12 protein-coding genes are annotated in these 11,643 nt (G+C 69.5%); 6 read left to right on the forward strand and 6 right to left on the reverse strand.

Translation table 11 applies throughout. From position 1 onward, the window contains the following. Positions 1 to 42: 42 nt before the first annotated feature. Positions 43 to 252, reverse strand: a complete 210-nt coding sequence (locus SACXIDRAFT_RS15765) for an FmdB family zinc ribbon protein (RefSeq protein ID WP_006239593.1) — start codon at positions 250 to 252, stop codon at positions 43 to 45. 55 nt (positions 253 to 307) lie between these two features. Between SACXIDRAFT_RS15765 and SACXIDRAFT_RS15770 the strand changes: the two genes are divergently transcribed. Beyond that, a complete protein-coding gene (locus tag SACXIDRAFT_RS15770; protein WP_006239594.1) occupies positions 308 to 1,459 on the forward strand; it encodes an alkaline phosphatase family protein in 1,152 nt (383 codons plus the stop codon). Positions 1,460 to 1,511: 52 nt separating this feature from the next. Continuing rightward, complete coding sequence (locus SACXIDRAFT_RS15775) at positions 1,512 to 1,811, forward strand: Rv1322 family protein (protein WP_006239595.1); 300 nt, start codon at positions 1,512 to 1,514, stop codon at positions 1,809 to 1,811. A gap of 8 nt (positions 1,812 to 1,819) precedes the next feature. Here SACXIDRAFT_RS15775 and SACXIDRAFT_RS15780 read toward each other — a convergent pair whose 3' ends face one another. Continuing rightward, complete coding sequence (locus SACXIDRAFT_RS15780) at positions 1,820 to 2,341, reverse strand: GNAT family N-acetyltransferase (RefSeq protein WP_006239596.1); 522 nt, start codon at positions 2,339 to 2,341, stop codon at positions 1,820 to 1,822. A 156-nt stretch (positions 2,342 to 2,497) separates the two neighbouring features. On the opposite strand from SACXIDRAFT_RS15780, the gene SACXIDRAFT_RS15785 reads away from it, so the two are divergent. The 4 genes from SACXIDRAFT_RS15785 to SACXIDRAFT_RS15800 all read left to right on the forward strand — a co-directional run bounded on the left by SACXIDRAFT_RS15785 (position 2,498) and on the right by SACXIDRAFT_RS15800 (position 7,348). After that, positions 2,498 to 3,244: an alpha/beta fold hydrolase gene (locus tag SACXIDRAFT_RS15785; protein WP_006239597.1), complete on the forward strand. Its 747-nt coding sequence runs from the start codon at positions 2,498 to 2,500 to the stop codon at positions 3,242 to 3,244. 256 nt (positions 3,245 to 3,500) lie between these two features. Continuing rightward, positions 3,501 to 5,285 carry an aa3-type cytochrome oxidase subunit I gene (ctaD, locus tag SACXIDRAFT_RS15790; protein ID WP_006239598.1) on the forward strand — a complete coding sequence of 595 codons (1,785 nt, stop codon included), beginning with the start codon at positions 3,501 to 3,503 and terminating at the stop codon, positions 5,283 to 5,285. A gap of 57 nt (positions 5,286 to 5,342) precedes the next feature. Further along, the gene (gene serB / locus SACXIDRAFT_RS15795; RefSeq protein WP_006239599.1) at positions 5,343 to 6,572 is read left to right on the forward strand and encodes a phosphoserine phosphatase SerB; all 1,230 of its coding nucleotides are present in this window, start codon (positions 5,343 to 5,345) and stop codon (positions 6,570 to 6,572) included. Beyond that, positions 6,569 to 7,348 carry a peptidyl-tRNA hydrolase gene (locus tag SACXIDRAFT_RS15800; RefSeq protein WP_006239600.1) on the forward strand — a complete coding sequence of 260 codons (780 nt, stop codon included), beginning with the start codon at positions 6,569 to 6,571 and terminating at the stop codon, positions 7,346 to 7,348. Before serB ends, SACXIDRAFT_RS15800 begins: the two co-directional genes overlap by 4 nt. Before the next feature lie 52 nt (positions 7,349 to 7,400). Here SACXIDRAFT_RS15800 and SACXIDRAFT_RS15805 read toward each other — a convergent pair whose 3' ends face one another. The 4 genes from SACXIDRAFT_RS15805 to SACXIDRAFT_RS15820 form a co-directional block, all read right to left on the reverse strand. After that, entirely contained in the window at positions 7,401 to 7,742 is a 342-nt protein-coding gene (locus SACXIDRAFT_RS15805; protein WP_050987031.1) for a hypothetical protein, read from the reverse strand. 50 nt (positions 7,743 to 7,792) lie between these two features. Continuing rightward, the gene (locus SACXIDRAFT_RS15810) at positions 7,793 to 9,892 is read right to left on the reverse strand and encodes an ATP-dependent DNA helicase (protein WP_006239602.1); all 2,100 of its coding nucleotides are present in this window, start codon (positions 9,890 to 9,892) and stop codon (positions 7,793 to 7,795) included. 239 nt (positions 9,893 to 10,131) lie between these two features. Next, complete coding sequence (locus tag SACXIDRAFT_RS15815) at positions 10,132 to 11,067, reverse strand: sugar kinase (RefSeq protein WP_006239603.1); 936 nt, start codon at positions 11,065 to 11,067, stop codon at positions 10,132 to 10,134. Beyond that, on the reverse strand, positions 11,064 to 11,642 hold the full coding sequence (locus SACXIDRAFT_RS15820) for a nicotinamidase (RefSeq protein ID WP_006239604.1): 579 nt from the start codon (positions 11,640 to 11,642) through the stop codon (positions 11,064 to 11,066). The genes SACXIDRAFT_RS15815 and SACXIDRAFT_RS15820 overlap by 4 nt, the downstream gene beginning before the upstream one ends. Position 11,643: the final 1 nt, after the last annotated feature.

The following is an 11,643-nucleotide window of genomic DNA, read 5'->3' on the forward strand; positions in this document are numbered from 1 at the left end:
CCTCTGCCTGCGGCGTCAACAGCGGGGTCTCCACCCGTCCCTTCAGCCGCAGCCGCAGGCGCCTCCGCGGCAGCCACCGCCGCCGGCCGGGGCGGGAGCCTGCGCCGAGCCGGTCAAGGCCACCGTGGTCAGCAGCTTCACTGTGTCGTCGTGTCCTTGCGGGCAGGACGCGGGCGCACCGGACTCGCTCATCGGACGGTTGAGTTCGAAGGAATCCGCACACACGCGGCAGCGGTAGGCGTAGGTTGGCATAGGCCGATTATCGCCGATTCTCGCTGGACGCCACCGTCGTAGGAGGCCGAACGTGATGGACCTGCCCACCGTCGCCTCGGCAACTCCGACGCTCGCCGAGGTCACACCGTCGGCGCTCGCGGCGCTCGGCGTCGCCGGTTTCACCGACACACTCGGCTTCGGTCAGCGCTCACGCGTGTGCGTGCTGCTGATCGACGGTCTCGGCTGGGAGTTGCTCGCCGCGCACGCTTCCGATGCCCCCGTGCTGTCCGGTTTGCCGGGAAAGCCGCTGTGCGCGGGCTATCCGGCCACCACCGCGGCCGGGCTCGCCGCGATCGGCACGGGCACCGCGTCCGGAGAACACGGTTTTGTCGGTTACACGTTCGACCTGCCGGGCGTCGGCGTGCTGAACGCCCTGCGCTGGCGCGAACACCCCGGCGGTGGTGACCTGCGTGAGCGGGTGTCCCCCGCCGAGGTGCAGCGGCTGCCCACGACCTTCGCGAGGGCCACCGAAGCCGGGCTCACCGCCACCGTGGTCTCGTCCGAGATCTTCGCGGGCACGCCGTTGACGAGGGCTGTGCTGTCGGGCGGGTCCTACGTGGGGGTTCACGCGCTCGGCGACCTGGTGGCGGCCGTGCCCGTGGCGCTGAGGTCGCGGGGCAGCTTCTGCTACGCCTACCACGGTGACCTCGATCGACTCGGTCATCTTCACGGTCCGGGTTCGGTGCCGTGGCGGATGCAGCTTCGGCAGGTGGATCGGCTGGTGGAGTCGATGATCGAGCAGTTGCCGGAGGGCAGCGCTCTCGCCGTGGTGGCCGACCACGGCATGACCACCCTTGACCGCGACACCGGCAGCCAGGGCTGTGTGATCGACGCCGATACCGAACCGGCTTTGGCGGACGGCGTGAGGGCGATCGCGGGAGAGGTCAGGGCCAGGCACGTCTACGCCGAGAGCGGAGCCGCCACCGACGTGCTGGCGACGTGGCGGGAGATGCTCGGCGACAGGGCCTGGGTGATGCGCAGGCACGAGGCCGTTGACGCGGGCTGGTTCGGTCCTGTCGTGGCCGACCACGTGCTTCCGCGCATCGGCGATGTGGTCGTGGCCGCTCGTGGCCGGTCCGGGGTGGTGAGGAGCGTGAAGGAGCCTCAGGAGACAGCACTCGCCGGCCAGCACGGATCGCTGACCCCTGAGGAACAATTCGTGCCGTTCATCCTGGCCGAGGTCTGAGTCGCTTTCGGCCGCGTCGGAGCGGGCGAGCCGCGGCGGCTACCGTGGAAACATGCCCCGTCGTAACCGCGCGCGCCGTGTCGAGCCCAGAACGGGTTCGCCGGGCTTCGGTGCGGGCTGGGCGCGACCCGAGTCGGGGCCCGACGGTGACTGGGTGGTGCGCTCGGTGCCGGGCGCGCAGGCCACGAAGATCTACCGCTGTCCCGGCTGCGACCACGAGATCCGGCCCGGAGTGGCACACGTCGTCGCGTGGCCTGCCGGTGAACACGGCTCGGTCACCGATCGGCGGCACTGGCATCAGAGCTGCTGGAAGGCGAGGACGAGGCGAGGGCCGACCCGGCGCCGCTGGTGAGGCACCGATCAAGGGGAGTTCTGGGGGTTTCTCCGGTAGTACACGGCAGGCGATCCCCGGTAGAGGTCCCTGCGGTACTCCGCGAACGACAGTTTCTCCGCCACCCTTCGTGCCGCGGTGTTGGAGACGTTCGTGACGATCACCACCGGTGTCGTGGGGAGCTCCCGCTCCGCCCATTCGACCATCGCCGTGGCCATCTCTGATGCGTAGCCGTGGCCCCAGGCATCGGGGCGGAAACGGTAGTACAGGTTGAGCACCGTCTCGCCGTCGATGTCGGCGCGCTGGAGCCCTCCCACGCCGATCACCCTGCCTGTCGCGGCGATTTCCACGGCGACGTATCCGAAGCCGTGGTCGGACCAGTGCCGCAGCCACGAGCGGAACTGAGCACGCGCCTCCTGCGGCGTCGGGGGTGTGCTCTCGTGAGGGTGGGTCTCTCGCGCCGCCTGGAGCCCGACGACGACCGGCAGGTCGTCGTCGGTGAACGGCCGCAGCAGCAGCCGTGGCGTGTGCAGTGGCCGGAGCCTCCTCATGCCCGCGAATGTAGTGCCTCCACGCGGCGGGCTCTCGCACTTTTCCGAGGATCGCGCACCGGGCTACGACGTGTCGCTTGGGCCGCGAGTGGACCGGCCGACAGCGCCGACCGTGTTCGGCCTGCCCGGGCTGCCCACAGTGCCGACAATGGGAGCATGTCGTCCTTGCCGCTCGTTCTGCTGCACGCCTACCCGCTCGACGCGCGCATGTGGGATCCCGTGCGAGCTCCGCTCGCGGAACGAACCCGGCTGATCACGCCCGACCTGCGGGGGTTCGGCCGCTCCCCGCTGCCCGGCGGCGAAGCCGGCCGCAGCCTCGACGACATGGCCCGTGACGTGCTGGCGCTGCTCGATCGTCTCGGGCTCGACAGGGTGGTGCTCGGCGGCTGCTCGATGGGTGGGTACGTCACGTTCGCACTGCTCAGGCTCGCCCCTGAGCGGGTCGGTGGGATCGCGTTGATCGGCGCCAAGGCGAGCGCCGACACCGACGAGGCGAGGTCCAACCGCTTCGCGGTGGCGCGACGTGCCGAGACGGAGGGTACGGCAGGCTGGCTCGCCGACCAGATGCTGCCGGTGTTGCTCGGCGAGACCACGCGCAAGCGCCGTCCCGAGGTGGTCGAGCGGGTGCGCGAGATCGTCGAGCAGCAGTCGCCTTCGGGGGTGGCCGCGGCGCAACGCGCGATGGCCGCGCGCGGCGACTCCACCGCACTGCTGCGGTCGGTGGACGTGCCCGCCGTGGTGATCGCGGGCGAGGAGGACACCGTGAACCCGCCTGGCGTCGCGCGTGACCTTGCCGACACGATGCCGCACGCGGAGCTCATGGCGCTGCCCGAAGCGGGCCACCTGACGCCGCTGGAAGCTCCCGAAGCGGTGGTCGATGCGCTGGCGCGCTTGCTCGGCTGACTCCGACGTGACGAAAGTCAACACGGCTCCGCCAAGCGGTCGTACGAGCCGGGACAGGGGTCTTCACCTGCGGCTTTGCCGAGGGTGGCGAGCTGCCTCCCGTGCTGCTCACCGCGCTGACGGCCCTGCCGGACGTGATCTGTGCTCCCGGTGCGTCGGCCACGACAGGGAGAGGGATACGATCCCCCGTAGCCAACGTGGGTCCCCGCCCGTGGCGACAGCAAGGTTCGCGGGGTTTCGAGTGCAGGAGGCTTCAGTGACGGCCGTAGCGCCCCAGCCGATCGCAACGCGTCCGTACCCGACGCGAGAGTCGGTGAAGGGATCGTCATTGTTGCGGTTCTTCCGCACGACGGACCACAAGCAGCTCGGCATCATGTACATGGTGACGTCGTTCGCCTTCTTCATGGTCGGCGGCGCGATGGCCATGCTGATCCGTACCGAACTCGCGGTGCCGGGTCAGCAGTTCCTCTCGCAAGAGCAGTACAACCAGCTGTTCACCATGCACGGCACGGTGATGCTGCTGTTCTACGCGACGCCGATCGTGTTCGGGTTCGCGAACTTCATCCTGCCGTTGCAGATCGGCGCACCCGACGTCGCGTTCCCGCGACTGAACGCCTTCTCGTACTGGCTGTTCCTGTTCGGCAGCCTCATGGGTCTCGCGGGCTTCGTCACGCCGGGCGGTGCGGCCGACTTCGGCTGGTTCGCCTACACCCCGCTCTCGGGCGCCATCTACTCTCCCGGCGTCGGCGCGGACCTGTGGCTCGCCGGTCTGATCATCAGTGGTCTCGGCACCATTCTCGGCGCGGTCAACATGATCACCACGGTTGTCTGCATGCGCGCACCGGGCATGACGATGTGGCGGATGCCGATCTTCACGTGGAACATCCTGATCACCAGCCTGCTGATCCTGCTGGCGTTCCCGATCCTCGCCGCCGCGCTCATCGGTCTGCTCGCCGACCGGCGCCTCGGTGGTCACATCTTCGACCCCGCCAACGGCGGCGTGATCCTGTGGCAGCACATGTTCTGGTTCTTCGGCCACCCCGAGGTGTACATCATCGCGCTGCCGTTCTTCGGTATCGCGTCGGAGATCGTCCCGGTGTTCACCCGTAAGCCGATCTTCGGTTACAAGGGGCTGGTGTGGGCCACCCTGTCCATCGCGGCGCTGTCCGTGGCGGTGTGGGCGCACCACATGTACGCGACCGGCGCGGTGCTGCTGCCGTTCTTTGCCTTCATGACCTTCCTCATCGCCGTCCCGACCGGTGTGAAGTTCTTCAACTGGATCGGCACGATGTGGAAGGGGCAGATGAGTTTCGAGTCGCCGATGCTCTTCACGGTCGGCTTCATGGTCACCTTCCTCTTCGGTGGTCTGACCGGTGTTCTGCTGGCCGCGCCTTCGATCGACTTCCACGTCTCCGACAGCTACTTCGTGGTCGCGCACTTCCACTACGTGCTCTACGGCACGATCGTGTTCGCCACGTTCGCCGGGATCTACTTCTGGTTCCCGAAGATCACCGGACGCATGCTGGACGAGCCGCTGGCCAAGCTGCACTTCTGGCTGACGTTCCTCGGCTTCCACCTGACGTTCCTCGTGCAGCACTGGCTGGGCAACGAGGGCATGCCGCGCCGTTACGTGGACTACCTCGCCAGCGACGGGTTCACCACGCTGAACATGATCTCCACGATCGGCGCCTACATCCTCGGTGCCTCGACGCTGCCGTTCATTTGGAACGTCTTCAAGAGCTACCGGTACGGCGAGGTCGTCACGGTGGACGACCCGTGGGGCTACGGCAACTCGCTGGAATGGGCCACCAGCTGCCCGCCCCCTCGGCACAACTTCACCGAGCTGCCGAGGATTCGCTCCGAGCGCCCCGCGTTCGAGCTGCACTACCCGCACATGGTCGAGCGGCTGCGCAGTGAGGGCCACGTGACGTTCACCGGCAAGACGCTGCCCCACAAGGACGCCAAGGACGCGCCGTCCGAACTCGTGACGGCAGGAGCGATGCCGGGCGATCGCGACAAGGACAACGCAAGCGAACAGTGACACGGTCGGCCCGGCATCCCGGCGACGGGAGACCGGGGCCGAGCCGAGGGAGGCGCAGTGAGCCCCACTCCAGTCCTGATCACCGCGACCGGACCGGACAAGCCGGGCGTCTCCTCGGTTCTGTTCGCCGCGTTGACCCGCCAGGGCGTCGAGGTCCTCGACATCGAGCAGGTGGTCATCAGGGGACAGCTCGTGCTCGGTGTGCTCGTCGCCGTCGAGTCGGACCCCGAGGGTCTTCAGGAGATGGTCGAGCAGGCCATGGCGACCGTGTCGATGACCGTGGACGTGCGTATCGGGTCCGCTATCGGCTCCGACCCGTTCGCGCCGGCCAGGCGGGCTTCGACGCACGTGTTGGTGTTGCTGGGACGGCCTATCACGGCACGGGCCTTTACCCAGGTGGCCAGGACCCTCGCGCGGATGAACGTCAACATCGACACCATCCGCAGCATCGCGGACTACCCCGTGACCGGGCTCGAACTGCATGTCTCGGCCGCCGACGACACACCGGAGGCCGACAGCGGACTCCGCTCCGTGCTCGCCGATGTCGGCGCACGCGGTGGTCTCGACATCTCGATCGAGCGCACCGGCCTCGCCAGGAGGGCGAAGCGGCTGGTGGTCTTCGACGTGGACTCGACCCTCATCCAGGGCGAGGTGATCGAGATGCTGGCGGCGCACGCCGGTGTCGAGGCGGAGGTCCGCGAGATCACGGAAGCGGCCATGCGTGGCGAGCTGAACTTCAGCGAGTCGCTGATCAGGCGCGTTTCGTTGCTGGAAGGTCTGCCCGAGTCGGTGCTCGACGACGTGGCGGCGAAGATCGAACTCACTCCGGGGGCGCGCACCACAGTGCGGACGCTCAAGCGGCTCGGCTTCCGTTGCGGTGTGGTGTCGGGCGGGTTCAGCCGCATCATCGACGGACTCGTCACCGACCTTGGCCTCGACTTCGCCGTGGCGAACGAACTGGAGATCGTGGACGGCAGGATCACCGGCAAGGTCGTCGGTGACATCGTGGACAGGGCCGCGAAGGCGGAGGCGTTGAAGCGGTACGCCGCAGGGTACGGCATCCCACTCGGCCAGTGCGTCGCTGTCGGCGACGGCGCCAACGACATCGACATGCTCACCACCGCCGGTATGGGTATCGCGTTCAATGCCAAACCGGCGTTGCGGGAGGTCGCCGACGCCGCGGTGTCGCACCCCTACCTCGACGCGGTGCTGTTCATGCTCGGGGTGACCCGCGCCGAGGTCGAGGCGGCCGATGTCGCCGACGGACTTCCCCTGCTCCGGCCGTGACCGCACCCGAACCGGTTCTCGCGCCCGTCGCGGCCCGCTACGCGTGGTGGCTGGGACTGCCTGCCGAACGCACCTCGGTCAGGGACGTGCCACCGGAGCAGGTGTGGGCGATGCCCGTGGTGCTGCGACTGGAGAAGTCCGCGCCACCTGCGCGGACTCCGCTGCTGGAGGCAGCGGCGAGCGCCGCCGTCGCCGTGTGTCTTCACGACAACTCCCTGCCGGGCGGTCCCTGGTACGACGCGGTGCACACGTGGACGTCGGGACACATCCGCAAGGTCGCGCGCCGCGCGAGGGGAGTGCACTGGGAGGCCGTCCAAAGCCTTCCCGGCGTGACGGTCGAGGTGGAGGGGGCGCAGGTTCGTGCCCTCGTGCCGTGCCGGGTCGCGGACCTTCCTCGCGAGGTGTCCCGGCTGCAGATCTCGGGCAGTGACCTGCCTGCCGACCAGCCTCAAGCGGCTGCCGCCGACCTGCCCTTGCTGCTGCTGAACCCGGGCGTGACGATGTCGGCAGGCAAGGCCGCCGCACAGGTCGGGCACGCCACCATGCTGCTCGCCGCACTCCTCGATCCCGCCGACCTCGCCGTCTGGGCTTCGCGGAACCTCCGCTGTGCCGTTCGCGTCGCCTCGCCCGCGCAGTGGGTGCGGGTGACGGCGACGCTGGCCGATCCGCACGGGGCGTGGGAGGAACAGGGTCTGGTCGCCGTGCGGGACGCCGGATTCACTGAGGTCGAGCCGGGCACCGTGACGGTGGTGGCGCGGTGGAAGCCGACGGCGTGACCGCGGTTGCCTGAAGCATCACGATGATCGAGTGCTCGGGGAAGGTGGCAGCCTAGCGCGCTTTCCACACCACGTACGCCTTGTCGGCGTCGGTGGTCATCGCCTCGACGAAGGTGTCGTGGTCGAAGCCGGGAAGCATTTGCAGGCGCTCGATGAGCGCGTCGGCCGCGGGGTCACCGCTGGGCACCGCCGTACCCGTGCCGTCGGAGGCCGCCAGCATCAGGAAGACGTCCTCCTTCCACGGCCCCTCGGGGATCACCCGCACGACGACGGCGGCCAGGTCTCCCCACGCGATCGACTCCTCGGTGCCGTCTGCCAACAGGCGGCGGACCCCGGTGTCGTCAACGCTGACGGAGCGGGATCGGGCGCTGGACGAATCGGGCGACAACGACATCTCCCTCGGTGTCGGGTTGGCGTCCACCGTAGTCCCTCGCACCGGCGTGCTCAGGCCGGGGCGGCGGCGTCGAGGCGGCGCAGGGCATCGCGGACCACGTCGGGCCGGTGCGTCGGCCACAGTGGTGGCAGTGACGCCCTGAGGAAGCCGCCGTAGCGCGCCGTGGCCAACCGGGGGTCCAGTACCGCGACCACCCCGCGATCGTCCGTCGAACGGTGCAGCCTGCCCACACCCTGTGCGAGCAGCAGCGCGGCGTGGGTGGCCGCCACGGTGAGGAAACCGTTGCCGCCCCGCGCCTCCACCGCGCGCTGCCGCGCCGATGCCACCGGATCGTCGGGGCGGGGAAACGGCAGGCGATCCACGATGACCAGCGAAAGGGAGGCGCCGGGTACGTCAACGCCCTGCCACAGCGACAGCGTGCCGAAAAGGCAGGTGCGGGCGTCCTCGGCGAACTTGTTGACCAGTAGCGACGTCGAGTCGTCGCCCTGGCACAGCAACGGGTGGCCGATGCGATCGCGGAGTTCCTCGGTGGCCTGCTTGGCGGCGCGCATGGAGGAGAACAAACCGAGCGTGCGTCCGCCTGCCGCGTCGATGAGTTCGGCGATCTCGTCGAGCGTCGCGGTGCCGAGCCCGTCACGGCCCGGCGGCGGAAGGTGTTTGGCGACGTACAGGATGCCGTTGCGCCGGTAGTCGAACGGGGAGCCCACGTCGATCCCGCTCCAGCGGGGGCCGTTGTCGCTGTCGGAGGGCGGGGGCTTCTCCGTCGCTGTGCCCGTTGAACCCGGTGAACCCGCAGAGCCCGGTGTGCCCGGTGAGCCCGCAGCTTTCTCGGTGCGCTGCGGTTGCGGCGGTAGGCCCCACTGCCTGGCGAGTGTGTCGAACGAGCCGCCCAGGGCCAGCGTCGCGGAGGTGAGGACGGTGGTGCTCGTGCCGAACACCCGCTCGCGTAGCAGGCCGCCGACACCCAGCGGCGCGACGTGCAAGGCGGGAGGTCTCGGGCTCCCACCCTGCCGGTCGCCAGTCACCCACACCACGTCCTTGCGGTCGGCGGGGTCGTCGTCGAAGGCGTCCAGCAGCCGCACGGCGGTGTCGTGCACGTCGTCCAGAGCCGAACGGGCCAGCTTGCGCTTGGCGGCTTCCTCGGGGTCCTCACGGCGCTCGGAGCCCAGCGCGGTGAGGCAGGCGTGCGCGGCGTCGCGCACGGACGCGACAGCGCCGCCCAGCGCGTCGGGCAGCACGTCGAGCCTGCCGGGGAGCGCGTCCTCCAGCATGAGCGCGAGGCCCTCGCCCGTTTCGAGCAGTCGATCGACGATGTCGGCGTCGATGAGTCGCGCGCAGCGCCGGGTCGCGGCTGTCACCATGGCAGGTGAGAGGTCCGCCGTCGCGGCCGAGGTCACGCGGTCAACCAGTTCGTGGGCTTCGTCGATGATCGTGACGTCGTGGTCGGGCAGCACCTGGTAGTCCTGCAAGGCGTCGATGGCGAGCAGCGCGTGGTTGGTGACCACGATGTTCGCCCTGCCCGCCTCCGCCCTGGCCAGCTCGGCGAAGCAGTCGTCGCCGACGGGGCAGCGCCCTGCGCCCAGACATTCCTTCGCCGTCACCGAAACCTGCCGCCACGCCTGGTCGGACACGCCGGGCACCAGCTCGTCGCGGTCACCCGTCTCGGTGTCGGACGACCACTCGTGGAGCCGCTTGACCTCGCGACCGATCCGGGAGATGGCGAACTGGTCGAACAGGGCGGTGTCCTCGGGCTCGTCCTCCACACCGGTGTGGACTCTGTGCAGGCACAGGTAGTTGCGCCTGCCCTTGAGGATCGCGAACGTCGGCTCGACGCCGAGGGGCTTCTTCAGCGACCTCGCGAGGCGCGGGAGGTCGCGATCGACGAGCTGCCGTTGCAGCGCGATCGTGGCCGTGGACACCACGACCGTGGTGTCGGACTCGACGGCGTGTCGGATCGCGGGGACGAGGTAGGCGAGCGACTTCCCGGTTCCCGTCCCCGCCTGCACGGCGAGGTGCTCACCGGTGCGAATCGCGTTGTCCACGGCGTCCGCCATGCGGACCTGACCCTCGCGCTCGGTTCCGCCCACGGCATCGACGGCGTGGCTGAGGAGTTCACGAACGCTGGGCAGGTCGGAGGGGGCACCGGTCACGCCACCAGACGTTACCGCCAAGCCCTGTCACCTTCACCGCCACCGCCTGCACCCGTGTCCGCACTTCCCGTACGCGTGTCCGCACTTCCTGTACGGGTGTCGGCAGCTTGCATGCGGTTTTCCGCATCCGGCGCCCGCGTCAGTCCTCTCCTTGGCCGCACTCACCCGTGCACAGGGTGCGGACACGTGTGCACCAGGTGCGGACACGCGTGCACCAGGTGCGGACACGGCGGGGTGGGTCAGCGGGGGCGGTTGAGGAGTTTGAGTTCCTCCCTGTCCGGCAGGCCCGTGGTCTCGCCCGGCACGGTGAGGGCGAACGCCCGGCAGGCGGCGGCCGTGCGCAGGCGCCGGTCGGGGGAGGCCCCTGCGAGGAACTCCGCGAGGTAACCCGCGACGAAGGCGTCGTCGGCACCCTCGGTGTCGATCGACCGGACGGGGAAGCTCGGCACTGCGTAGCGCGATCCGTGCAGTTCGGCGATGGCACCGCGCGGACCCCGCTCGATGATCACCTGTTCCGGTCCGAGCGCGGCGATTCCCTCGGCCAGCTCCTGCGGCGTTCCGTCGAGTCCGAGCAGCCGCGCGGCGTCCTCCCCCACGAACACGATGTCGCACAGCGAAACGAGGTCGTACAGGATGTCGGCCGCGTCCTCGGGATACCACAGCGCGTGGGTGTAGTCGATGTCGATCGACACGGGAACGCCCTCGGCGCGGGCGAACTCGGCCGCGCCGAACACCGCTTTCGCCGCCGAGTCGGAGAGCCCGGGGGTGAGACCGCTCAGGTGCAGCACACCCGCCGCCCTGATGTGGTCCTCGGGGATGTCCTCCGGAGACAACCGCGTCCCTGCGCTTCCGTTGCGGTAGAAGGCGGAGCGCGTCACGTCCACGTTGCGGAAATCCTTGATCATCAGGCCGGTCGGGGCCTGACGATCGGTGCGGACGGCGGAGGTGTCCACGCTCTCCTCGCGCAGCCGCGCCAGCACGAGAGCTCCCGGTTCGTCGGCGCCGAGCCGTCCGGCCCACGCGGCGGGGACGCCGAGCCTCGCCACCCCGATGGCCACCATCGCCTCGGAGCCGGCGATGCCGACATCCACCGACGTGGCGTGCCGCAGTTTGCCCGATTGCGTGCTGAAAACGGCGAGCGCCTCACCGAAGGCCAGCAGCCCGGTACCCGTCACGAAGCGACCCTCGGCGTGCCGACGACGGCGGCTCCCGCCTCGCGCAGCTCCATCAGCGCCGCGTCCACCGTCACGACGGAAACGCCTGCGGTGAGGTCGGCGAGCACCCTGACCCTGAACCCGTACCCCGTGGCGTCGAGCGCGGTGGCGCGCACGCAGTGATCGGTGGCGATTCCGACGACATCGACGTCCGTCACCTCACGCCACCGCAACCAGTCGGCGAGCTGCTCCCCGGTGTCGGTGGCGCCTTCGAAACCGGAGTAGCCGTGGCTGTAATGCCCTTTCGAGAACACCGCGCCGATCGGGGCGACGTCGAGACGCGGGTGGAAACTCGCACCCGGTGTGTCCGCGACGCAGTGCTGGGGCCACGACCGGACGAAATCCGGCTCGTCGCTGAAGTGCTCGCCGGGGTCGATGTGGTGGTCGCGGGTGGCGACAACGTGGTCGTACGCGGCGGCGTCGCCACGCAGGTAGTCCGAGATGGCGTCCGCCACGGCCGCACCTCCCGGGACCGCGAGCGCACCTCCCTCACAGAAGTCGTTCTGCACGTCCACCACGATCAGCGCGGTAGCCATG

Origin of the sequence: Saccharomonospora xinjiangensis XJ-54, assembly GCF_000258175.1 — a bacterium.
In the GTDB taxonomy this organism is placed as follows: Bacteria; Actinomycetota; Actinomycetes; order Mycobacteriales; family Pseudonocardiaceae; genus Saccharomonospora; species Saccharomonospora xinjiangensis.